This window comes from Lyngbya sp. CCY1209, from assembly GCF_035615495.1.
Classification (GTDB): Bacteria; Cyanobacteriota; Cyanobacteriia; order Cyanobacteriales; family Microcoleaceae; genus Limnospira.
Genome location: NZ_JAJENU010000314.1, coordinates 1 through 24601, shown reverse-complemented (window position 1 = coordinate 24601; position 24601 = coordinate 1). Strand labels below are relative to the sequence as shown.

At 55.8% G+C, this 24601-nt stretch carries 13 protein-coding genes; 3 read left to right on the top strand and 10 right to left on the bottom strand.

The genetic code is table 11. From position 1 onward, the window contains the following. Positions 1–85 precede the first annotated feature (85 nt). Both cbiD and LKE08_RS09080 read right to left on the bottom strand, forming a co-directional pair. Positions 86–1240, bottom strand: a complete 1155-nt coding sequence (gene cbiD, locus LKE08_RS09085) for a cobalt-precorrin-5B (C(1))-methyltransferase CbiD (RefSeq protein WP_324703900.1) — start codon at positions 1238–1240, stop codon at positions 86–88. Positions 1241–1367: 127 nt separating this feature from the next. Then, positions 1368–3065, bottom strand: a complete 1698-nt coding sequence (locus LKE08_RS09080) for a mechanosensitive ion channel domain-containing protein (RefSeq protein ID WP_324703899.1) — start codon at positions 3063–3065, stop codon at positions 1368–1370. A gap of 516 nt (positions 3066–3581) precedes the next feature. Here LKE08_RS09080 and LKE08_RS09075 point away from each other — a divergent pair. Further along, positions 3582–12689, top strand: coding sequence for a choice-of-anchor I family protein (locus LKE08_RS09075; protein WP_324703898.1), 9108 nt, complete (start codon positions 3582–3584; stop codon positions 12687–12689). A gap of 171 nt (positions 12690–12860) precedes the next feature. Here the strand turns inward: LKE08_RS09075 and pruA are convergent, their stop codons facing one another. From pruA to LKE08_RS09055, 4 genes are all read right to left on the bottom strand, one after another. After that, positions 12861–15842, bottom strand: a complete 2982-nt coding sequence (pruA, locus tag LKE08_RS09070) for an L-glutamate gamma-semialdehyde dehydrogenase (protein WP_324703897.1) — start codon at positions 15840–15842, stop codon at positions 12861–12863. Positions 15843–16044: 202 nt separating this feature from the next. Further along, entirely contained in the window at positions 16045–16311 is a 267-nt protein-coding gene (locus tag LKE08_RS09065; protein ID WP_324703896.1) for a hypothetical protein, read from the bottom strand. 185 nt (positions 16312–16496) lie between these two features. Then, on the bottom strand, positions 16497–16784 hold the full coding sequence (locus tag LKE08_RS09060) for a hypothetical protein (protein ID WP_324703895.1): 288 nt from the start codon (positions 16782–16784) through the stop codon (positions 16497–16499). Next, positions 16781–17074, bottom strand: coding sequence for a hypothetical protein (locus LKE08_RS09055; protein ID WP_324703894.1), 294 nt, complete (start codon positions 17072–17074; stop codon positions 16781–16783). Before LKE08_RS09055 ends, LKE08_RS09060 begins: the two co-directional genes overlap by 4 nt. A 260-nt stretch (positions 17075–17334) precedes the next feature. On the opposite strand from LKE08_RS09055, the gene purH reads away from it, so the two are divergent. Then, positions 17335–18882 carry a bifunctional phosphoribosylaminoimidazolecarboxamide formyltransferase/IMP cyclohydrolase gene (gene purH, locus LKE08_RS09050; protein WP_324703893.1) on the top strand — a complete coding sequence of 516 codons (1548 nt, stop codon included), beginning with the start codon at positions 17335–17337 and terminating at the stop codon, positions 18880–18882. Between the two features lie 307 nt (positions 18883–19189). Here purH and LKE08_RS09045 read toward each other — a convergent pair whose 3' ends face one another. The 3 genes from LKE08_RS09045 to LKE08_RS09035 form a co-directional block, all read right to left on the bottom strand. Continuing rightward, positions 19190–20593 carry an S-layer homology domain-containing protein gene (locus LKE08_RS09045; protein WP_324703892.1) on the bottom strand — a complete coding sequence of 468 codons (1404 nt, stop codon included), beginning with the start codon at positions 20591–20593 and terminating at the stop codon, positions 19190–19192. Positions 20594–20878: 285 nt separating this feature from the next. Further along, positions 20879–22177 (bottom strand): carboxyl-terminal processing protease CtpB, encoded by a 1299-nt coding sequence (gene ctpB / locus LKE08_RS09040; RefSeq protein WP_324703891.1) that lies wholly within the window; start codon positions 22175–22177, stop codon positions 20879–20881. Further along, positions 22178–22327, bottom strand: a complete 150-nt coding sequence (locus LKE08_RS09035) for a hypothetical protein (protein WP_324703890.1) — start codon at positions 22325–22327, stop codon at positions 22178–22180. 622 nt (positions 22328–22949) lie between these two features. Between LKE08_RS09035 and LKE08_RS09030 the strand changes: the two genes are divergently transcribed. Then, positions 22950–23774 carry a hypothetical protein gene (locus tag LKE08_RS09030; protein ID WP_324703889.1) on the top strand — a complete coding sequence of 275 codons (825 nt, stop codon included), beginning with the start codon at positions 22950–22952 and terminating at the stop codon, positions 23772–23774. A 17-nt stretch (positions 23775–23791) separates the two neighbouring features. Here LKE08_RS09030 and LKE08_RS09025 read toward each other — a convergent pair whose 3' ends face one another. Further along, positions 23792–24493 (bottom strand): response regulator transcription factor, encoded by a 702-nt coding sequence (locus LKE08_RS09025; RefSeq protein ID WP_324703888.1) that lies wholly within the window; start codon positions 24491–24493, stop codon positions 23792–23794. Positions 24494–24601: the final 108 nt, after the last annotated feature.

Below are 24601 nucleotides of genomic sequence, written 5' to 3'. Positions count from 1 at the left end.
ACTCTTAAAGGCATAGTCAATGTGCCTCTACCAACTCCTTTAAGAGAAAATCCTAAAGTTGTTGCTACTTTTGTAAACCTCGGTTTTACCCGGGATTTGTCGAAGGATGATTCTCAACAGAATAACAAATTTGTTGCCATATTGTATCACCCACTGCACTTTTTCGGATGATTCTGCGCTGGCGATCGAAAAGGACGGACCCGACCCGAACCTCCCGGCGGGCGTGGGTGTGGATGTAGGCGGCGGCGCGGCGGTCGATGGTGTCCGCGATCGCACTATAGACGCGATCGGCCCGCTCGGCATCCAGTTTCCGCAAATAGGTCAGGGCATCTTCGGCCGTGGGAGAGCGCAAAATCGCCCGCAAATCGTCGCCGGGGAGCCCGATGTCGGCACAGTGGGCCGTGAGGATTTCCAGGCGTCCGTCGGCGAGGTGGTGGTGGGTGTGGAAGATGCCACCGGCCAGTTTGATCAGCTTCCCGTGGTAGCCGAATAGCAAGATGGACTCGACGCCGACTCCAGCCGCGGCCACCAGCATCGGACCGAGCCAGTTGGCGGTTTTCACCGTCTGTCCGGCGGGGATGCCGGAATTGACGGCCAAATCCAGGCCGTTTTCCCCCAGACAGAAGACCAGGGTTTTGAATTCTGTGGCTTTTTGTTCCAGAATTTCTCGATAAGCGTCCAACTGTCCGGGGGCGCTGAGGGGTCGGGATAATCCCGTCGTGCCCAGCAGGGACAGCCCCTCGACGACGCCGAAGGCCTCGTTGGAGGTGCGTTTGGCCAGTTGCCGCCCTTCGGGTAAAATCACGGTGACTCGGATGCGATCGCCGGGGGGCAGCAGGGGTTTGAGGTTTTCCAGAATCAGCGATCGCGCGTATTTGTAGATCGCCGCGCCGCCCCCTTTTTCGTGGAAACCCACCCCCTCGCCCCCGACAATTTCGATCGCCATTCCCAGGGGGTTGGGGTTGCCCTCGATGCGTTCCACCAGCGCCCAAATGGGGGTGTCGCGGGTCAGATCCAAGTTGTCGCCCGGATCGGAACGGGTGATGCCGAGGGCGGAATTCGGACCCAGGCGGGCGACCTGTTCGACGGGAATTTCGGCCGTTTCCGGGGGGTCGATCAAGTTCACCGGGACGGCGTTTTGGGGGTCGGGCGTTTGTTTCTGTAGGTGTTTGAGGGCCGCGATCGCGGCGGCGCCGGCGAAAACGGGTAAGGTGTATCCAGAACGGGGTTGAGTGGTCATCTTTTGGGGTGGGATGGCGATCGCGATTTTAACATCGAACCGGTCTACCCGGCCTCTGGGATGAAGCCGGCGGCGATCGCTTCTACCCCGTGCCGGCGGATTGGCACGACCTCTATCCGAGTTGAAGTTATGGGGAGGCGGGGGGGATTTCCGCCTCTTCCGAGAACCGATAAAAGCTGGGATCATCTTTGAATGTCTGTTCATTTAAGGGACTCTCAATGATGCCCATTTCCAACATCAACTGACCCATCAAAATCGCCTCTTCGCGGGTCGCCCGTTCCTGCACCATCAGCCACTCCACCGCATCCGAACCCAAAAAGACGTCGGGAAATATTTTAAACTGAAAACGCCGATCTTTGACCGGCACGCCTTCCGGCCCCCGCATCGCGGCCGCGATCGCGTCCCAGTCGTATTCTTCCCGGATTTCGGGTTCTTCGAGGGGTAGAAATTCCCGGGGTTGGGGCCGGTCATTTTCGGGGGTCTGCGAGCGCACCCCGGCGGAAATTTCCGGGTCTAAATCCTTGAGGTACAACTCCTGTTGGGGACGGGCAATTTCGATTCCGTACCGCCGCAGATACCGCTCGATTTGGCTGTACAGGTGGGTCCTCACCTTCGGCTGTTTGAGGGGGTCGGAAATAAACGCCACCACCCGAAATTGTAACCCGTCTTCGGCGTATTCCCGGAACTTGACTTTCGGCGGCGGGTGGCGGAGGATGTCCGGGTGTTCCACCTGGGCTGCGGCTAACAAAACCTTGGAAACAAACTCGATATCCGAACCGTAGGAAACGTTGATATAGGCTTTCACCCGCGTTAAACCGCTGCGGTTCCAGTTGAGGACTTCCCCCTCGATAAAGCGGGAATTGGGGACGGTAATGATGTGGCGATCAACGTGGGAAATTTCCGTGGTTCGGGCACCGATTCGCAGCACCAATCCTTGGAATTCTCCCACTTGAACTAATTCCCCGATTTTGATGGGGCGGGCGACGATTAAAATCAAACCGCTGATAAAATCTTTGGCGATATTTTGCAGTCCGAAACCGATGCCGACTCCGATCGCACCCAGGAGAAATGCCAGGGATTGAAAGTCGATCCCGCCGGCATTTAAAACCAAAAGTACGCCGATAAAGAGGAGGCTGTAGCGGACGAAAAAGGCGATCGCATCTTGATGGCTGCGGTTGGCGGCGGTGAGGGTCAAAAGGCGCGATCGCAGAAGGCGGACAAACCAACCCACGCCAATCCAGAGGGCGGCAACCATCAGGATCAAAACCAATACCCGGTTCAGGGAAATCGCCTCTTCTCCGAGTTGAAAGATGCGGTTGTTAAAGGTGCTGTCCAGCAGTTTTATGAGGTAGTAAAACCATTCTCTAGTGATGGGAAATAATCGTGCAGAATAGATTATAAATACAACCCATACTCCGATTTGTAGTAATATCAAAATCAACAGTTTTAAGGAACCCCACCGCCCCGGAGATTGTCGGGCTTGCTGCTGTTGGACGTGGCGGCAAAGTAAGATCAGCAGCACTTGCAGGAGGAGGGCGACAAAAAAGGCGATCGCTATTTGTTTGAACGCCCAGCGGGTGTAGTCTGCCGTCCGTTCCCGCCAACTTTTATTCAATCCTTCCTGCAATTTTTTTTGCCAAATTTCCCCCTGATTTTCCGGGTAAAGTGCGCCGACTGTATCCGCTTCCGCGACCCGCAGAAAGGGGCGATCGCCTACTTTCAAAACGACCTCGTTTTGGCGGCGGACAATTTCAATCGCCAACCGAATTCCAGATGGGCGAATTTTCGTCCGATTCCACTTGATTTTCATCGATTTTTTGGTCATCGTTACAACTGTCAAAATAACCCCGAGAGATCCGGTTATAGCAGCTTCCGAATCACAACCCTTTCGAGGACGGTTCGGCCCGAAAGCTGACCCCCCGACATCCCCGGGGCTGTTTCATTTTCCCCCGAAAAATGGCGTTTGGGGGGCGGAGGGGTGGAGGGGCGCAATGGGCGCCCTCCGAATTTGAGAGGGTGATTATTTTACCCGTCGATATCAATGATATTTTTAATTTTAAAATCAAAAAATTGCTAAAACTTAAGTTTCTGAGGTTGACAATCGATCCCAATTCGTATATCATGCGCGATCGCCGGCTTCTCTCTCTCGAGATCCTAACGTTTCTCAAAAGTTAACGTTTTTTTAATCTTGCCGTGATAAGTTGATTCGGACAAGCAAAATCTGTGGATTTCACCCCCAAAAATGGACTTCTATGTGCAGTTAGCCCTCGCGGGTTGACCGCCAAATTCTCGATTAAAATAGGGATTTCTCCGTCAAACTAGCCAAGTTTTTTCGATCGCCATGACAGCAACCTACGACATTCAAGGTGCGGCCCATCAGTCTCCCCTCCTGGGTGAGGAAGTGACCGCCACCGGAATCGTCACCGCCCTCGCCGGCAACGGTTTTTACCTGCAAGATCCCGTCGGAGACGGGAATATCGCCACCTCGGACGGCCTATTCGTATTCACCGGAGATCCCCCCACCGTCAGCGTCGGGGATGGCGTAGAAGTGAGCGGAACCGTCGGGGAATTTATCCCCGGCGGGGCGGACAGCGGCAACCTCTCCATCACGCAACTGGAGGCGACGAATGCAAATGTCACCGTCGAGTCCTCGGGCAACGCCGTGCCCGCCCCCACGGTCATCCCCGACGATCGCACCCCGCCGACGGCCACCATCGACGACGACAACCTGACCAGTTTCGACCCGGAAACGGACGGGATCGACTTCTACGAAAGCCTGGAAGGGATGCGGGTCCAGGTCAACGAAGCCGTCGCCGTCAGCCCCACCAGCCGATTCGGGGAAATCGCCGTCCTCGCCGGCGGGGGCGCCAACGCCGCACTGCGGACCCCCGGGGGGGGCATCGTCATCCGGCCCGACGACTTCAACCCGGAACGGATCATCATCGACGACGAATTGGTTTCCGACCCCCCTTCAGTGACCGTGGGCGATCGCTTCGACGAACCCGTTACCGGCGTCTTCAGCTACAGTTTCGGCAACTACAAACTCCTCAATCCCGAACCCCTCCCCCCCGTCACCCCCGGCGGTTTGACCCCCGAAACCACCGACTTGGCGGGAACCCCGGACCAATTGACCGTCGCCACCTACAACGTCCTCAACCTCGACCCCGGCGACCCGCCCGAGACATTCCAGACCTTGGCGGCGGGGATCGTCAACAACCTCAACAGTCCCGACATCATCGGCTTGCAAGAAATTCAGGATAACAGCGGGTCCAACGACGACGGGATCGTAGCGGCCGACCAAACTTATCAGACATTGATCGACGCGATCGCAGCCGCAGGGGGTCCGACCTACGAATACCGGCAGATCGACCCCGAAAACAATCAAGACGGCGGGGCGCCCGGCAGCAACATCCGCGTCGGATTTCTCTTCAACCGCGATCGCGTCAGTTTCGTCGATCGCGGAAACGCCGGGGCCACCGACGCCACCCAAGTCACCACCGACGCCGGCGGCGAGGCCGCCCTCAGCCTCAGCCCCGGCCGCATCGACCCGGAAAACCCCGCCTTCGCCGAAAACGAAGCCACCGGCTTCGACGGAACCCGCAAGTCCCTGGCGGGGGAATTCATCTTCAACGGCGAGAAGGTTTTCGTCATCGTCAACCACTGGAAATCCAAAGGCGGCGACGATCCCCTGTTCGGGGCGACCCAGCCGCCGCAACAAGAAACCGTCCAACAGCGAACCGCCCAGGCCCAGGTGGTCAAGGACTTCGCCGACGAAATTTTGGCCGCCGACCCGGACGCCAACGTCGTCATTTTGGGGGATTTCAACGACTTCCAGTTTTCCCAACCCCTGCAAACCCTGGCGGGGGATGAGTTCGCCAACCTGACGTTGCAGTTGCCCGAACCGGACCGCTACAGCTTTATTTTTGACGGCAATTCCCAGGCTTTAGACCATATTTTGGTCAGCAATCATTTGGCGGACTCAACGCAGGTGGACGCGGTGCACCTCAACGCCGAATTTCCGAACCCGGCCAGCGACCACGATCCGATGGTGGCCGGCCTGACCCTATCCGGGCCGTTCACCCTGCAACTCCTCCACGCCTCCGACCAGGAAGCCGGGATTCCCGCCCTCCAGGACGCGATCGCATTTTCGGCGGTGATGGACGCCCTGGAAGACGACTACGACAACACCCTGAAACTAGCCTCCGGCGACCTGTTCATCGCCGGACCCTTCTTCGAGGCCAGTCGCGGCATCTACGACTCCGCCGCCGACGGGGAACCTGCCGGGGCGCCGGGTCTGGCCGACATCCTGATTCAAAATGAGTTGGGGTGGGATGTCGCCTCCGTCGGAAACCACGAATTCGACGCCGGAGACGAAACCTTTTTCAACCTTCTCGCCCCCGATGCCGATATCGTCAACGGTTCCGCCGGGGGTCGGGGCATCGGCGAGGGGGGCTATCCCGGCGCCGCCTTCCCCTACATCGCCAACAACCTCAGCTACGATAACGCCACCCTCCCGGAAGGTTTGAACGTCGTCGAAAATGGCGGGGCGCCCCAACCCAACAGCCTCACCGGCAGCGTTGTTGTCGATGTCAACGGGGAAAATATCGGCGTGTTGGGGGCTCTCACCCCCTATTTGCCCGCGATCGCCAATAATGGGGACGTGGAGATGCTGACGGGAGACGACATCACCGCCTCCACCCCCATCGCCGAACAGGTCGCCGCCCTGATTGAGAACCTGCAACCGGAAGTCCAGGCCCTCACCGATGCCGGGGTCAACAAAATCCTGTTGATGACCCACCTGCAAGAGGCGGAAATCGAACGGGCTTTGGCCCAAGCCCTGGCAGATGCGGGCATTCCCGTCGATATCCTCGTCGGCGGCGGGTCTCACCGGGTGATGGCGGACGGAACCGGTGTCCCCCCCCTGCGGGAAGATGAAACCCAGCAAAATAACGGGCAACTGTTGCAACCCTATCCCCAAGCATTTACCGGCGACAATACCGTTTATTACGTCAACACCGGGGCGAATTATCGCTACCTCGGACAACTGGTGGCGGACTTCGACGCCGGAGGTAATATCACCCGCATCGGGGACGACAGCGGAACCTTCGCCACCGACATCGCCGGGGTCGATCGCCTCTACGATGAAAATATTACCGATTTTGAAGGGGTCAGAGCGATCGCCGATCCGGAAGTGGTTGCGATCGTTGACGGCGTGGGAAATTTTGTGAACGCTTTGGACGGCAACATTTTCGGCCAAACCGACGTCTTCCTCAACGGCATCCGGGGCGACGTGCGAACCCAGGAAACCAACCTGGGAAATCTCGCCGCCGACGCCCAGGATTACTACGCCGAACAATATCTGGAAACCTACGGCGACGACCTTTTAGCAGGGTTTGAAGCGATCGATATTTCCTTCAAAAATGGCGGCGGAATTCGGGACGCGATCGGCCAGTCTTTTATCGCCGGCGGTGGTGGTGAATTGGTGCAGGTTCCCCCCCAAGCCAATCCCAACGTGGGCAAAGAAGAGGGGGACGTTTCCCAACTCGACATTTCCAATTCCCTGCGGTTCGACAACGACCTCACCCTGGGAAAAGTGACGGCGGGGGGACTGTATGAAATCGCCGAACACATGGTTTCCGGGGTGGAAAATGTCAGCGGCCGTTTCGGTCAGATCGGCGGGTTTAAGTTCAGTTTCGACCCCGCCGGAGATCCCCGGACGGCGGAACAACCGGGCGATCGCATCCAAAATTTGGTGCTGACCGACGAGGCCGGGACTCTCCGGGAAATTATCGTTCAAAACGGGGAATTGGTGGGCGACCCAAACCGCGAATTCAGCGTCGTCACGTTGGGCTTTTTAGCCGGCGGCGGCGACAGTTATCCGGAGGTGATTTTCGACCAGGTACAATTGGGCACTTTTGAAGAACCGGCAACTTTGGGTCGGGCAGATTTGGTGTCGGGAAGCGAACAGGATGCCCTGGCTGAATATCTGGCGGCATTCTTCAACGTCGAAAACGGACAAGATGCCTTTTCCCGAGTCGATACGCCCCCGAGTGGCGACGATCGCATCCAGAATTTGGCGTTCCGGGAAGATACCGTATTGGAGGGAATTACGCCCCCCGAAGCGGGCGACACTTTCACCCTGCAAATTCTGCACGCCTCCGACTTGGAAGGGGGGGTCGATGCCATCGAACGGGCACCCAACTTCGCGGCGATCGTCGAAGGGTTGGAAAACGACACCGACAACTTCGATGCCTCCATCACGTTATCGGCCGGAGACAATTACATTCCCGGTCCTTTCTTCAACGCGGCGGGGGATGCGGATACCTTCCGCGAGGGTGGCATTTTCAACGAGTTTTACAACCGTTTTTACGACCTGCCCAATACTGAAATTGACGACAGTTATGGCGGGTTGCGGGAGGGTGTCGGCCGCGTCGATATTTCCATCATGAATGCGATCGGTTTCGACGCCTCCGCCTTCGGAAACCACGAATTCGACCTCGGAACCGGAACCATCGAAGATATCATTGCCCCCGACTATCAAGACGCCGGGTTGGGTGACGATCGCTGGGTGGGTTCCCAATTCCCTTATTTATCTGCCAATTTGGACTTTTCCGAAGACGGTAGCCTCTCCGGTTTGTTCACCGACGAATTGCTGCCGACAACCGACTTTCAAAGCGGCCCGCCGGAGTCTTTGGCCGCGGAAGAAGTCCCCAAAATTGCCCCCAATGCCATCATCGAACGGGGGGGCGATCGCATCGGCGTCGTCGGGGCGACCACGCCACTGTTAAACAGTATTTCTTCGCCGGGGGATGTCTCCGTCAATCCCACCGGCAACGACATGGCGGCGTTGGCGGAAGTCCTGCAACCGAGTATTGACAAATTGCTGGCCGAAGGCATCAATAAAATCGTCCTTGTCACCCACCTGCAACAGATCGGTTTGGAAGAAGAATTACTGCCCCAATTGAGTGGGGTTGATGTGGTCATCGCCGGGGGTTCCGATACGATTTTAGCCGACGATACCGACCCCCTGCGTCCGGGAGATGAGGCGGAGGGAGTCTATCCCATCGTCGCGGAAAATGCCGACGGCGACCCCGCCGTTATCGTCAGCAGCGACGGGGAATATTCCTACGTCGGGCGCCTGGTGGTGGAATTCGACGACGATGGAAAATTGATCCTCAATAATGAAGAAGCCACCGATACCGAAATTAGCGGAATTTTCGCCACCACCGACGAGACGGTATCGGAACTTTGGGGAGATGCCGACCCCTTTGCAGGCGGAACCAAAGCCGCTGCCGTCCGCAGTTTGACGGACGCGGTGACGGGGGTTGTGGAAGAGAAGGATTCCCGAGTTTTCGGATTTACCGATGTCTTTTTGAACGGAGCCCGGGAGTCGGTCCGAACCGAAGCGACCAATTTGGGTATTCTCACCGCCGAGGCGAATTTATTTGTCGCCAAACAGTACGATTCCGATGTCACCATTTCCATTAAAAATGGCGGTGGCATTCGTGCCCCCATCGGGGAAGTTGTCAACGAGGGAGAAACGACGATTTTACAGCCGCCGGAAGATGGGGCGGTTTCCCAACTTTCGATTGAAAATGCATTGCGGTTCAACAATAATTTATCCCTGCTGACGCTGACGGCGGACGAGTTATTGTTGGTGTTGGAACACGCCGTCGCGGCGACCGGACTGGGGAACACGCCGGGACAGTTTCCCCAGATTGCCGGGTTGTCTTTCAGCTTCGATCCCACAGGAGAGGCGATCGCATTTGACGACGATGGAAATGTCACCCAAGCCGGCGATCGCATCCGCAGCGTTTCCCTATTGGATGAAGCGGGAAATGTCACCGAACCCCTGGTCGTGGACGGTGAATTGGTGGTGGAAAGCGATCGCACGTTCCGCATCGTCACCCTCGGTTTTTTGGCCGGCGGCGGCGACAGTTACCCCTTCCCATTCTTAGCCGAAGATGTGGTGGATTTGCGGGAATTGCCGGTTCCAGAAGGGGGAAATGATGCGGCGTCCTTCGCGGAAAATGGCAGCGAACAGGACGCTTTGGCGGAATATTTGGCGGCGAATTTTTCCACCCCGGAGACGGCTTTCGATTTGGAAGATGTTCCCGCCGAGGAAGATATCGTCATCCAGAATTTGGCCGTCCGCGAAGATCCGGTGGCGCCCTCCCGGCCGTTGATGTCTGTGGCGGGAACCTACGAAACGGGAATTTTCGACCGGGCGGGGGCGAAAATTAACGCCTACGACGCCGAAACCGAACAATTGTTCGTGGTGAATGAAGCCGATATCACCCTGGATGTTCTGGATATTTCCGATCCGAATAACCCGACTTTTGTGGAGGCGATCGACCTGTCGGACTTCGGGGCGACGGTGAACGGCGTCGATGTTTTTGAGGGTTTAATCGCCGTGGCGGTGGAACCGGAAAACACCCAGGAAGCGGGGACGGTCCTGTTTTTAAATGCGGCGGGAGAAGTGCAAAATTCCGTACAAGTTGGCTTCTTGCCGGACATGATTACATTCACCCCCGACGGGGGCAAACTTTTGGTCGCCAACGAGGGGGAAGCCAACGCGGAATATACCGTCGATCCGGAGGGTTCGATCAGTGTCATCGATCTGGCCGGCGGGGTGGAAAATGCCTCGGTGACGGATGTCGGATTTACGGCTTTTAACGAGCAAATTGACAGTCTGCGGGAAGCCGGGGTGCGGATTTTCGGGCCGGATGCGACGGTGGCTGAAGATTTGGAACCGGAATATATTGCGGTGACGGCGGACGGTTCGACGGCTTACGTCACACTCCAGGAAAATAACGCGATCGCGGCGGTGGATTTGGAGGCTTTGGAAGTCACCGATATTTTCCCCCTCGGATTCAAAGATCATGGCGCGATCGGTCTGGATTTTAGCGATCGCGACGGTGCCTTTAATATCGCCACCCAGGACAACCTCTTCGGGATGTATCAACCCGACGAAATGGCGGCTTATGAAGTGGACGGGGAAACCTATTTGGTGGTGGCAAATGAGGGCAGCGGACGGGAAAGTGACGGCTTCAACGAGGAAGTTCGCGTCGAAGATCTCACCCTCGATCCCGAGGCGTTCCCCGACGCGGAAACCCTGCAACTGCCGGAAAATCTGGGCCGCCTCACTGTCACCAATACCCTGGGAGATACGGACGGGGACGGCGATTTTGATGAATTGTATGCCTTCGGCGGGCGATCGTTCACCATCTGGAAACCGACGGAAACCGGGTTGGAATTCGTGTTCGACAGCGGCAGCGAATTGGAGGAAATCACCGCCGGACAATTCTCCGATTTCTTCAACTCCGACAACGACGAAAACACCTTCGACACCCGCAGCGACAATAAGGGGCCGGAACCGGAACCGTTGACCGTCGGAACTGTCGGCCGTAAAACCTACGCTTTTGTTGGTTTGGAACGGATCGGCGGCATCATGGCTTACGACATCAGCGATCCGGAAAATCCCGAATTTGTTCAATATATCAACAACCGCAATTTTGAGGGCGACCCGGAAGCGGGGACGGCGGGAGATTTGGGGCCGGAAGGGTTGACAATGATTGACGATTCTTTGCTGGCAGTCAGCCACGAAGTCAGCGGCAGTACCACTTTAATTGAACTCAACGCCCTCAACAGTGCCCCCACATTGGAAGAAGGCGGAACCCCGAGTTTGGAACCCGTTTCTACCGAAGGCGAAAATCTGGGAACCCTGGTTTCCGATTTGTTGGCCGGGTTCAGCGACGATGGGGACGGCGGGGCGATCGGAATTGCCGTGGTGGGAATTGATACCGCCAACGGAGTTTGGGAATTCTCCCTCGACGGCGGCGAAAGTTGGACGGTATTTTCGACTCCTTCGGATGCCAGTGCCCGGTTATTGTCGGCGACGGCCCGAGTCCGGTTTGTGGCTTCCGTGGGATTTTCTGGAACGGTATCGGAGGGGATTTCATTCCGTGCCTGGGACGGCAGTTTTGGAACCGCCGGCGGCACGGCAAATGTCACCGTCAACGGTAGTTCGACGGCGTTCAGCAGTACGGTTTTAGCCGCTTCCATCCGCGTTATTTCCGCCGACAATAACCCCCCGATTATTGCAGATATCGACAAAGAAATTGACGAGGGGGCGACAATTACGTTCAGTTTGGAGGACTTTACCGCCGCCTTTGAAGATGAAGACGGGGACGAGTTGAGCGCGATCGCCATAACATCCTTACCGGAAAATGGAACCCTGGAATTGGACGGGGTTGCGGTCGCAGTAAACCAAGAAATCCCGCGCAGTGCGATCGGTGGTTTGACGTTCACCCCCGACGATAATTTCGGCGGCGAGGTGAGTTTTAATTATGCGGCGATCGACGGCCAGGACACCTCGGAAGAAGCGGCGATTAACATTACCGTCAACGCCGTCAATACTCCCCCCGTGGTGGCCGAACCCATCCCCGGCCAGGTGGCGACCACCAACTTCGGTTTCAGCCTCGATATCGGCGAGAATTTTGCAGATCCTGACGGGGACGAACTGACCTACACCGCCAGCGGTCTGCCCTTCGGCATCGAGTTGGACGGGGAAACGGGGGCAATTTTTGGAGCCCCGGTGAGTGCCGGAACTTCCACCGTCACCGTCACCGCCAGCGATGGGGAATTCTCCATCCAAACTACATTTGAGTTGGTCGTCAATGCCTTTAGCCTGCCAGAAATTCCCCCCCTCGAAGGGGATGACGAGGGCGAACCCTCCGTCCCCGGCATCGATATCGAAATTCCCATCCGCCCCCCCAATCCGGTGGAAAATACCGTTTCTGGGAATGAGGAAAATAACGACCTTTTGGGAAGTGAAAACAACGACGATCTGTTCGGTTTAGGCGGAAATGACAGCCTCACCGGACTGCAAGGGGATGATAACTTGTACGGCGGTTTGGGCTTCGACTTGTTATTCGGACGCCAGGGGGATGATAACCTCTACGGCGACGACGAAGGCGATACCATGTTCGGCGGCGTGGGGGGCTTAATTCCCGGCGATACCGCCAGCGACGACGATTTCCTCGACGGCGGAAATGGCAATGATATCATTTTCGGAAATCGGGGCAATGATACCGCGATCGGCGGCGAAGGGGATGATGAGATTTACGGCGGACGGGATGACGATTTGCTATCCGGAGAAAATGGCAATGATTTCCTGGCTGGAGATTTGGGCGACGATACGATCGTCGGTGGCAACGGTCGCGATCGCTTCTTACTCGTCCCTAATGCCGGAACGGATTTAATTGCCGACTTCACCGACGGAACGGATTTATTTATCCTCGGAAATGGTTTGACATTCGACCAACTCGCCATCACCCAGGAAGAGGGGACGACCGTGGTGAAAATTAATAGCAGCGACGAGGTTCTCGCCACCGTTCCCGGCGTGGCGGTTGACGACCTGACATCGGAGGATTTTACATTGCTGTAATTCCTCGCCATACCTAGAAACCGGGTGTCTTAGAGTGATTTTTCGTCACCAACGAGACCGTCTGCTAGAAACCCGGTTTCTTTGATTTGTATCAATTACTATCGTAGCGGAACAGTCATCTGTAACGATTGCGGGGGCCGATCGCCCCCGCTATCAAACCGCAATCAACCGCTACGAATCCACCCCTTCAATGGGTGCGAAACCTTGCCGCTGGATGTTCTCCGTAATCGTGCGCGGTTCCAAGAATTGCAGCAGGTAATCCGGACCCCCCGCTTTGGAACCCACCCCCGAAAGCTTGAAGCCGCCGAAGGGTTGCCGGGAAACGATCGCCCCCGTAATGCTGCGGTTGATATACAGATTTCCCACTTCAAAATCCGCCTTGGCTTGGTCGATGTGGGAGGGCGTGCGGGAATACAAACCCCCCGTCAGCGCGTAATTCGTGCCGTTGGCGATCGCGATCGCCTCGTCGAAATTTTGCGCCTTAATCACTGACAAAACCGGCCCGAAAATCTCCTCCTGGGCAATTTTAGCCGTGGGAGAAACATTGACAAAAACTGTCGGTTCGACAAAATAACCCGTCTCCGGTGCTTCTTTGGAAATTGCCAATTCCGCCTCACCTTTGCCAATTTCGATGTATTCTTTGATCTTCTTCTGGGCGTTGCCATCAATGACGGGTCCCACAAAGGTACTGGGGTCGGTCGGATCGCCCACATTCAGCGATCGCACCGCCTCAATTAACCGCGAAACAAACGCCTCGTAAACCGGTTCCAAAACCACCGCCCGGGAACAAGCCGAGCACTTCTGGCCGCTGTATCCAAAAGCGGAATAAACCACCCCCGCCACAGCCTGATCCAAGTCCGCACTTTCATCCACAATGATGGCATTTTTGCCGCCCATTTCCGCAATTACCCGTTTCAAATGTTTCTGTCCGGGACGCAAAATCGCGGCTTCGGCGTAAATTTGACAGCCCACTTCCTGGGAACCCGTGAACGCGATCATGTGGACATCCGGATGTTTCACCAAACCGGCGCCCACCGTCGATCCCTTGCTGGGGATGAACTGAAAAACGCCATCCGGAACCCCGGCTTCCACCAAAATTTCGGCGATTTTTGCACCAATGACGGAGGCGGTTTCCGCCGGTTTCAACAGGGTGCAATTTCCCGTCACCAAGGAAGCCACAGTCATCCCCGTGGGGATTGCCAGGGGGAAATTCCAGGGGGAAATCACCAGAGAAATGCCGCGCGGCTGGTAGTGGTAGCGATCGCTTTCTCCGGCGGTGTCGTAAATATACCCTTGGTCCAACCGCTCCATTTCGTCGGCGTAGAACCGGCAAAAATCCATCGCCTCGGACACTTCCGCGTTGCACTGGGACAGGGCTTTTCCAGTCTCAAATACCATCCACCCGCACAACTCGTGGCGGCGTTGTTCCATCAATTCTGCGGCCTTCCGCAACACCCCCGCCCGTTCCCGAACCGGGGTCTTTTTCCAAGCCGGAAATGCCGCTTTTGCCGCCGCGATCGCTTTCTCCGCCTGTTCCCAACTCGCCAACCCCATTTTACCCACCAATTCCGAGGGGTTAGTCGGGTTCACGGAATCGATAAATGTATCGGTATTGTCTGCCTTGCCGGCGATAATTGGAAAGTAGGTTTTTCCCAACTGCGATCGCACCGTTTCCAGCGCCCGCAACGCCTCATCCCGCGTCACCGCATCGGAATAATCGCTGTCGGCGGCATTGGGAAATGGGGGTTTCCAGGTGTCGTGAATCGTGCTTTTTGCGTCGCCCTCGGGGGGTGCGAGAAGTTCTTCCAGCGGGCGTTCTTCGGAACTTTGACGGATGAAAGAAGAGTTGGCGGTATTTTCCAACAATCGCCGGATCAAATAAGACATCCCCGGCAAAAGTTCGCCGTAGGGACAATACATCCGCACCCGATAACCCTTGGTGGCGAGGGTTTTTGCGAGTTGATCTCCCATGCCATATAACACCTGCATCTCGAAGGCGCGGCGGGGCACGTTCAACGTCTCTGCGATCGCGATCGCTTTGGCTTGGGAACGGACATTATGACTGCCAATTGCAGAATAAATATAGGCGTGATTTTCCAACATCAATTGGGTCAGCCGTTCGTAGTTGGCATCCGTTGCGGTTTTGTCGTTGAAAACCGGCTGGGGCCAGTCATTTTGCATGGCTTTGATGGTTTCCTGATCCCAGTAGGCGCCTTTCACCAAGCGAACCGTCACGGGATGTCCGCGCAATTTCGCCCATTCAATAATGCCTTCGAGGTCTTTTTGGCTGTCCCGCAAATAGGCCTGGACCGTCATGCCGATATCGGTGCGATCGCGGAATTCCTCCTCCATCAGCAGGTTTTTCAAAATACTGAATGTGAGGTCTTTGTAGGCATATTGTTCCATGTCGAAGTGAACCGCCGCCCCCACTTCTTTGGCCCGCCGCAGCAGCGTCCGGATGCGATCGCTGACTTTAATTTCACTTCCTTTGGCATCGAGGGGATCGAACTGGGAATAAAACGCCGTCAGCTTCACGGACACTTGAACGCGGGGGATGGAGTTGCCGTCCGCCTCGTCAATTTGGGGGATACTCGACCACCGCTTCGCCGCCTCGGATAGCTTTTCCATCAATTCCAAATAGCGGTTCAAATAGGATTCCGCTTCCGTCTCGGTGATGACGGCTTCCCCTAACAAATCCACGGTGAACGCCAATTTGTCCTTCCGCAACCGTTCCAAAGTTTTAATCATTTGCGGAATGTCCGCCCCCGCGATATATTTGTGGGCGAGGGTTTCCACCGCCGGCGCCACCGTCGTCGCCGCCACTTTTCCCGGCATCGAATCCGGGTTGGCGAAGTTCAACAACTTTTTCAGGGCGTCGGGAAGTTCCACCGATTCATCGGTGAGGTATTCTTGCAGGTGGGCGGCAATTTCGGGTTTGCTTCTCAACGCGGGGAGGCAGTCGATAAAATGAAACAACTGCACCCGCAGGCCGGGGTTGGACATCGCCCAATCCAACAATTTGTCATCCCAGCGCATCTGGTCCTGCAATTTCCCGAATAGGGATTGCTTTTTCTGTTGGGTTGTCGCCAACAGTTCCCGGGCGATTTCCTGGGTTTTGGCTTCGTAGGTGTGATCGGATACTTGTGCAACCACTGCTTCTTGACTCTCCACTTGACGATCAAATTGAAACGGGGAAAATGAGCGATCGCATCATCAAACGCCGGTATTTTATCCGACGTCATAAATACTCAGTCTCATTTCCCACAACCGCTGATTCTATTTTAGTTCAAGCCGTTGTCACCGCTTAAAATTCGGTGATATAGCTTTACATTTTTTTATAATTTTGACAACCGACTTACGATAACGTCCAATCTTCGATATTCAATCCGGGGACTTGACCGAAATCCCGTCGGTTACGAGTGACGACGGTGGCGCCAATTGACAACGCGATCGCGGCAATTCGCATATCTTTTTGTATCTTTGCTTTCCGCAGTGCGCGATTTTCTCTGAGTAGTTGTTTGAGAACTTCGGCGGCTTCCGGTGTGAAATTGAGTATCGTTTGATTTTGATAGAATTGTACGTTTTCCAAAAAATATGTATAAAGTTCGGTCAGGCGAACCATGTCATCAGTATCTCTGACTTGATTGATTTTGGGAACCCAACCATTAAATTGTTCTTGAACCGTGATAATTGTAATGGCAAATCGATGCTGTTCTGCCTGAACTATAATTCTAGGATGGTTACGGAGAATTAGCGACACAGAATCCGTATCCAGAATATATTGACACACCCTCCACGACCTCTTAATTACAAATAAAAGGATGGATCGACTTCCGATTCATCATCAGAATCCCGTTCGGCTTGAATTGAGTGCATAATTTCCTCAAAATCAGCATTATTCTCAAAGATTCCGGCAAATTCCATCCAGGGCGGTTTTGAAGATGTCGCAATGTCTCGCCCTTCTGAAGCCTCGGATTGAATTTCGTATGGTTTGGATTTTAATGGGGTTCTTGAATTGACTTTTTGGCAAATACCATTGTGTCCTTTCAAGTCTTCAACCTTCCCCAACAACTTGTCTTTTAAAATGATTTTCATAACTCTATATCCTCCGTCATTGATTGTTCGATTTCGTCCGAATTCGGAATCGTGTAGTTGGTTTGTTTTTCAAACTTTTCTAAAACTTCATTGAGAGAGTTGACAAAAGATTTTGCGGTCATGTGAGACGCATTGATGATGACTTCTTCTTTTCCGTTTCGTTTTAATAAAATAAAAACGTCGTGCTTGGACACTCCCACGGAAAACTCATTGAAGTAAATGCTCTCGATTTCGCCGGATCGGATCAGATCCTGAAGCTCTCGTTGTCGATTTTCCCGATCTTGAGTCATAAGAATATATATGGTTGTCTGATATTGTTTTAAGTTGACTTTTTTAAATTGATTGAGTATATTGCATTTATCACCTATTAGTATAGCACAATGAGAAATGACTCGCATTCAAAACATTCGGGGAAAAAATCGGGGTTCTGCAATCCGAGTGCGGTCGTATTTTTGAACATTAATCTTTCATTGTAGCAATTTTGAGTGATTTGTCAATAATCGGAACCTCACTCCTTACAATGGGAAAGTTGTTTCACGATCGCAGCACAATGGCACGTTTAGCCCTCCTGAGTGTATCTGACAAAACCGGACTGGTTGACCTGGCCCGATCGCTCGTCGAAGAATTTGGATTCGACCTGATCAGCAGCGGCGGGACCGCCAACGCCATCAAAGAAGCCGGACTCCCCGTCACCAAAGTTTCCGACTACACCGGATTCCCCGAAATCCTCGGCGGACGGGTGAAAACCCTGCACCCCCGCATCCACGGCGGCATCCTCGCCCGCCGCAATTTAGCCGGGGACGTGCAAGAATTGGAAAGCCACGACATCCGCCCCATCGACCTGGTGGTAGTGAACCTCTACCCCTTTGAACAAACCGTCGCCAAAGCAGGTGTCACCCTCCCGGAAGCGATCGAACAGATCGACATCGGCGGGCCCACCCTGCTGCGGGCCTCCGCCAAAAACTTCGCCCATTTGACGGTCCTGTGCGACCCGGGACAATACGGCGATTACCTGCAAGAATTGCGCGATCGCAACGGGGAACCGACCCTGGAATTCCGCCAGGGGTGCAGCTTGCAGGCCTTCCGCCACACCGGCGCCTACGATCGCGCGATCGCGGCCTATTTAGAACGCCAAGACCCCGCCGAACCCTCCCCCCTGCCGAGCACCTACACCCTCGCCGGAAGCGAACGTCAGGCCCTCCGCTACGGCGAGAACCCCCACCAACCCGCCACCTGGTATCAAACCGGGACCGTCCCCAGCGGCTGGTCCGCAGGGGAAATCCTGCAGGGCAAACCCCTCAGCTACAACAATTTAGTCGATCTCGAAGCCGCCAGACGGATCATTTGCGAATTCACAGACGAGCCCGCCGCGGCCGTTCTCAAACACACCAACCCCTGCGGCGCGGCGATCGCCTGTACCCTTTCAGAAGCCTATGAAAAGGCATTCGCGGCCGATTCCTTGTCCGCTTTTGGCGGTATCGTCGCCCTCAACCGCCCCATCGACGCCCCCACCGCCGCGGCGATGACGAAAACCTTTTTAGAGTGTATTGTCGCCCCGGGCTGCGAACCGGAAGCCGAGGAAATTCTCAAGAAAAAATCGAAATTGCGGGTGTTGATTCTCCCCGATTTATTCACCGGGCCGAAAGAGACGGTAAAAGCGATCGCGGGGGGATTTTTGGTGCAGACCGCCGACGATGCGGAAGACAATCCCGACCACTGGCAATTGGTGACGGAAAAGAAACCCACCCCCGAACAATTGGCGGAATTGTTATTTGCCTGGAAAATTGCCAAACACGTCAAATCGAATGCGATCGTGGTGACAAAAAACCGGACGACGTTGGGCGTCGGTGCCGGACAGATGAACCGCGTCGGCGCGGCGAAAATCGCCCTGGAACAGGCCGGAGAAAATGCCCGGGGGGGATATTTAGCCAGCGACGGTTTCTTTCCCTTTGACGACTCCGTAAAGACCGCTGCAGCCGCCGGAATTGAAGCGATCGTGCAACCGGGCGGCAGTCTGCGCGACCAAGATTCCATCAATGCGGCGAACGAATTTGGCGTCGTCATGGTGTTGACGGGGATGCGCCATTTCCTGCATTAATTTTTCAGCCTTTCCGCCCTCAATCCGGGGGCGGTTTTAAAAAATTCAAAATTCAAAATTCAAAAGTCATCCGATCGCTGTTCACTTTTCACTCAAAAAAAACCCGTCTCATCAGGGTTGAAAAGAGACGGGCTGTCAAAAGTACCGGCTTTGATAGCGTATATTCAGGGAACGGCGGGCGATCGCACTTCCCCCGGTCGGTTCATCCGGATGGGGGAACTTGACCGGGCTGCGTCGCCCTTTTTTCGACCACAAAAAATCCCCGCCGACCGGTCGGCGGGGATCGCGGAATCGAAATTCAAAACCTTTACGGATTGACGATATATTCCGATTCGATGGGTTCGACTTCGCCGAGTTTCACCAAACTTTGATAAATCATCGCGATCGCCTCGGCTTGGGTCACGGGTTCGTTAGGATTGAAGGTGTCGCGATCGGGATGATCGACCACCAAACCCGCCTGGGTTGCCGCGGCCACCTTGCCGACGGCCCACTCCGGAATTTGGTCGGCATCCGCGTAGGTTTTCAGGACTTCCTGGGGATTTTCCGGCGGAGTCAGGTCGAAACCGCTGGCCAAAGCGACCACCACCTCAACCTGAGTCATCTGCTGGTCGGGACGGAACACTTCCCCGGGATATCCCTTGAGGAAACCCCGTTTGGTGACATCTCGGATGGCGGGATTGGCCCAGTAATCCTCCGGCAGATCCTTGAAATTGATGTCGGGTTGGACATCTTCCCGCTCAAACGAGCGTTGCAGTTGGTTGGCAAACTGGCTCCGGGTTAAGGGTTCGTCGGGTTGAAAAGAACCGTCCTCGACTCCGATGGGCTGATTTTGGTCGGCGAAATAAGTGATAAATCCCCGCGCCCAGTGATCCTCCGGCACGTTAGCCAGGATTGGTGTCGTCTCATCTGGACTCTGTGCGACCTCTGGAGCGGTGGCGGCCGTTTCGGCATCCTCGGCCTCGGCGACATCGGAAGGCGGGGGAGTTGCGGCTGTTTCCGTCTCGGCATCCTCGGCCTCGGCGACATCGGAAGGCGGGGGAGTTGCGGCCGTTTCCGTCTCCGCATCCGGGGTTTCGCCACCGGGCGGGGACTCCAAAGGAACCAGAGGAACGGCGGTGGTTTGAGTCTCGGATGTCGGAGCTTCCGACGCCGCATCTGGAGAAGCCGGGGTCGCGATCGCCCCCTCATCGACCGTTTCAGAATCCGAAGCCGGGGGAGTGGCGGCCGTCTCGGCATCCGGGGTTTCGGCCCCCGGCGGGGACTCCAAAGGAACCAGGGGGACGGCGGCGGTTGGCTCCGGCGACGCTTCCGGAGATTTGGGCACCATCGCCGCTTCAGATGTGGTTTGGGTCTGACGCCCGAATAATAAAGGTGCGGCAGACACGACGGCTCCGGAGGGAGCCACAGACGCCGTTCGGGAGCGATCCGAGACTTCGGGCTCGGAATCGCGATCGGTTTCCAACAAACTGGAGGTTCGGCTCGGGAGTACGTCTTCGATCAAATCGGAGATCTGAGTCGAACCGCCTCCTTCGAGCGTCGGTGTCGGCGTCGCCCGAAATAGATTCAGACTCAGCCGCGGATCGACTTTTCCAAACGACCAAAAGAAAATGAACCCCATCGTCGCGATCGCCAAAATAATGGCAACCCACTCGTCGAACATGGGGGGTAAGTCTTGCCGTTTCGGCAAGTCTGGAGGATTTGATTGTGACATGGTGATTGCTCACATCGCAACATACCCTCAAGATTAACGGTTCAGGATGGGTCTGGCAATTGATATCAGATAGGGAGTCGGTATTAGGGAGTCGGTATTAGGGAAAACCAATTAAGAGATGAGAGGAAATGTCCTGAGCGTCATAGCGACTGCTATACAATTAATTTTCCTTCCCAGTTCCCGATTCTTTACTCCCGACTCCCCAACCGCAGCGCCATAAAAAATCCCCCGGAAGGGGGAAGTTTGAAACCCAATTTTTAGGTATTTTTGCGAATCGATCGCGACCTAGGGATCGAGGGTTTCGCTGACCGCCAGAGGACGGGAGGGATCGCCCAGAATCGCGATCGCCCGCGCGTAGCAGGGATCTTCCCGGGTTCCGATCAGGTTGGGATCGCGGGCGAGTTGCTTTTTCTCCAGGGTACTCATCTCGACTTTGACATCCGGGGTCACGCCCTTGTGGCTGATGTCCGTGCCGTTGGGGGTGTAGTAGTGGGCCACCGTGACCGCCAGACCGGAGCCGTCGGAAAGGGAGAACACCTTCTGCACCAGGGCTTTGCCGAACGTCTGCGTCCCCATCACCACGGCCCGCCGATTGTCCTGCATCGCCCCGGCCAAAATTTCGCTGGCGCTGGCTGAGTTGTCATCCACCAGGACGACGGCCGGCAGGTCCGTCAGAGCCGTGCGGTTGGCGCGAATTTCCTCGCTGTCCCCGTTGCGATCGATGGTGCTGACGATCGCGCCCTTATCCATCCACATCCGCGCGATATCGATGCTGCTCCGCAACAGTCCCCCCGGATTGCCGCGCAGGTCCAACACGAACCCGTCCACATCTTTTTCGAGCAGCGCTTCGATGGCCTCTTCCATCTGTTCGGCGGCGTGGGAGTTGAACTCCTGCAGTTGGATGTAGCCGATCTTGCGATTTCCCTCCGTGTTGAGCCGGTAGCGCACCGTTTCCAGCTCGATGCGGGCGCGGGTCAGGGTGACGTCGAATTCTCCCCGTCCCTCGCGGCCGATTCGCAGGGTGATGTCGGTTCCCACCCGGCCGCGAATTTTCTCCGCCGCCTTTTCCACGCTCATGCCTTCGGTGGACTTGCCGTCGATAGCCAAAATGCGATCGCCCGCTTGAATTCCAGCCTCGATGGCGGGAGAATTTTTGATCGGATTGACGACGGTGATCTCTCGGGTGGCTTCGTCCAACATGAGCTGCATCCCCACCCCGGAGAGTTCCCCGGCGGTCTGGTTGCTCAGGCGCTCGTACTGCTCGGGGTCCATGAAGCGGGTGTAGGGATCTTCGAGCCGTTCGAGGGCATCGCGCAGGGCGGTGTAAGCCTCTTCCCGGGACGTGTACTCTTGCCCCAACAATTCCTCCCGAACTTCCACCCAGTCGAGGCGGTTGAAGCTCGGATCGACGTAGACTTGGTTGACAATTTGCCAAGCTTCGTCAACGATGGCTTTCGGGCTATCTTTCAGGGTCGCGTTGACGGACTCGCTGAATCCGGGGAGTGCGAGGGCGGAAAGGGTTGCGATCGCCCCGCTGTAAAAGGCGGTTCGGATGGGGGAAAATCGTTTTTCGTGATGGTTCATCTAGTCTTCCTCTGGCTCAATTCCGCTCTGAAAAAACTGACTCAAACCTATCCACGCGCCGTCCAAATCTGAGCAGAGTTGGATGGGTTCGGTGTTTTCTTCCTGCTTCGTTCTGGAAGTGTCGGCACTCTCCAGTCCGCAGGCTAACACGAATGAGCTACCCGCTTGATGTGTAGTTCAGAAAAGAAAAAAACCTTTTCTACTGGGTGCGGAGCTTCTAACTTCCCGCTGTCTATGGAGCTTGAACATCCAGTCAAAACTGATGATGTTGTATCCTCTGACGGCACCCGGCAACCTTTTTGAGCCGATTAATTGGATTGTAGCTCACACGGGGCAGGTCATGGTAGATTTTTCGATTCTGTTACGAATTTTAAACGGAGCTTGGATAGGAGTGGGGAATACAATCCCCGATTCGGGGAGTATCAATCATGATCGCTTTACAACCTGCAAACCCGTCTCAATCGGATCGCGGCAAGCTGTCTCCTGCTTCCTCCACGGGTATCAGTGTTCCCGCGTCCGCAGGTTTCATTTCCGACGGCACCGGCTCTGCAACGGGTGCGGCCGGCTCCGTCAGTACCATCCCGGGCGTCTGAAAATGGTAGCATCGGCCCGGAATGTGCGAATGTCTGAGTCTCTGACAACTGGCCATCGCCGTTGACTCGAGGTCACACCCCTTTGCTGATAGTGTAGCTATAATTTCCATTGATGACAAAGCAGCGCGAGTCGTATTTTAATGTGAGAGCAAGCTGAATTCGGCGGGGTTTTCTCTGAAATGTCATCTTTTCTGGTCAGGCGCTCGGATGTTTGGATTCCGGCGGCGATCGCCGTCGTCGCCCTGTTGGGTGCCGTCGGCATCCAGATTTACGCCCCCGGCGGGGCCGAAATTCGCGATCGCCCCTCGGGGGCGGACGGCCCGGAACTGACGGAGGCAGACGCCCGAGAGCAAGAACGGCAACTGGCTACCAATCTGGAACTCCTCAAACGCTCCCCCGGTTTCGGATTCGACAATTTGCTGGCCGACTGGACTTTTCTCAACTTCCTCCAGTATTTCGGAGATGAGCCGGCCCGGGAGCTGACAGGCTACCAGCTCAACGACGACCATTTCGATGTCATCTCCAAGTTCGATCCCAAATGGGTCGATATGTACCTGTTCTTATCGACGTCAGTTGCTTATTACCAGGGCGAACCGGAACTTTCCGTAAAGCTGATGAATCGCGGCACCGATGCTCTCTCCCCGGACTACCCCGACGCCTGGCGGCTGTGGCGACTCAAGGCGATCGACCAGTTGCTCCTCGTCGGCGACACCGAGGCCGCGATCGCGTCCCTGGAAATGGCGGCAAAATGGGCCGCAGGCACCCCCTCCGAGGCCCTCGCCGCCAGATTTCGGGAGGTGGCGGCTACCCTGCGGGAAAATCCCGACAACAAAATGATCCGTATCAACGCTTGGCTGACCGTGTACTCCCAAACCACTGACCCCGTGGTGCGAAAACGGGCGATCGCGGAACTCGAAGCCCTCGGCGTCCAAATTGAACAGGGGGAAGATGGACAGTTGAGATTTTTCGTGCCGCCGGAGGAAACGGAGGAAATCAATCGATAATTATCAATTATCAATTATCAAGATTCGTCCTCAAACTTGTAACCCACCCCCGTCACAGTTTTGACGAAGGTGGGGTGGGAGGGGTCGGGTTCGATTTTTTTTCGCAGTCGGGCGACGTGGGTATCCACCACCCGCTCGTCCCCGAAAAAGTCGTCCCCCCACAATTTATCAATCAGTTGGCTGCGACTCCACACCCGCCCCGGGTAACTGATGAAGGTCGCCAATAAGTTGAACTCCAGGGTCGTCAGATCCAGGGGTTCCGAATGGGCGTCCCGCCGAAAGTTGGCCGTCCGCCGGTCGAGGTCGAGGGTGAAGTGGGCGGTTTGGTAGGTTTGGGTCTGTCCCCCCTGGCGGAGGCTGCGGCGCAACAGGGCCCGCACCCGCGCCACCAGTTCTCTGGGGCTGAAGGGTTTGACCAGATAATCGTCCGCCCCCGTGGACAGGCCGACGATGCGATCGATTTCTTCCCCCTTGGCGGTCAACATCAGGATGTAGGGGTCTTTTTGTCCCGGTTGCTGTCGGATGCGGGCGCACACTTCCAACCCGTCCAAACCGGGCAGCATCAGGTCGAGAACGATGACGTCGGGCTGTTGTTCTTGAAACATTTCGAGGGCACTGAGGCCGTTTTCGGCGATGCGACAGGAGAACCCTTCCCCTTCCAGAGTGCGCCGGATCAGGCGGGCAATTTCGGGTTCATCCTCGACAATCAAGATATTCATGGGTGCGATCGCACGTTGAGATCGGATGGTTATTAGGGGTCGAGAGAGAAGTCGCCTTCTCCCCCTCCCATTCAGAACCGTGCATGAGACTTTCACCTCACACGGCTC

Coding starts and splice junctions, on each gene's coding strand:
- cbiD (WP_324703900.1), bottom strand. CDS start 1,240: ATGACCACTCAACCCCGTTCTGGATACACCTTACCCGTTTTCGCCGGC.
- LKE08_RS09080 (WP_324703899.1), bottom strand. CDS start 3,065: ATGACCAAAAAATCGATGAAAATCAAGTGGAATCGGACGAAAATTCGC.
- LKE08_RS09075 (WP_324703898.1), top strand. CDS start 3,582: ATGACAGCAACCTACGACATTCAAGGTGCGGCCCATCAGTCTCCCCTC.
- LKE08_RS09065 (WP_324703896.1), bottom strand. CDS start 16,311: ATGGTTCGCCTGACCGAACTTTATACATATTTTTTGGAAAACGTACAA.
- LKE08_RS09060 (WP_324703895.1), bottom strand. CDS start 16,784: ATGAAAATCATTTTAAAAGACAAGTTGTTGGGGAAGGTTGAAGACTTG.
- LKE08_RS09055 (WP_324703894.1), bottom strand. CDS start 17,074: ATGACTCAAGATCGGGAAAATCGACAACGAGAGCTTCAGGATCTGATC.
- purH (WP_324703893.1), top strand. CDS start 17,335: ATGGCACGTTTAGCCCTCCTGAGTGTATCTGACAAAACCGGACTGGTT.
- LKE08_RS09045 (WP_324703892.1), bottom strand. CDS start 20,593: ATGTCACAATCAAATCCTCCAGACTTGCCGAAACGGCAAGACTTACCC.
- ctpB (WP_324703891.1), bottom strand. CDS start 22,177: ATGAACCATCACGAAAAACGATTTTCCCCCATCCGAACCGCCTTTTAC.
- LKE08_RS09030 (WP_324703889.1), top strand. CDS start 22,950: ATGTCATCTTTTCTGGTCAGGCGCTCGGATGTTTGGATTCCGGCGGCG.
- LKE08_RS09025 (WP_324703888.1), bottom strand. CDS start 24,493: ATGAATATCTTGATTGTCGAGGATGAACCCGAAATTGCCCGCCTGATC.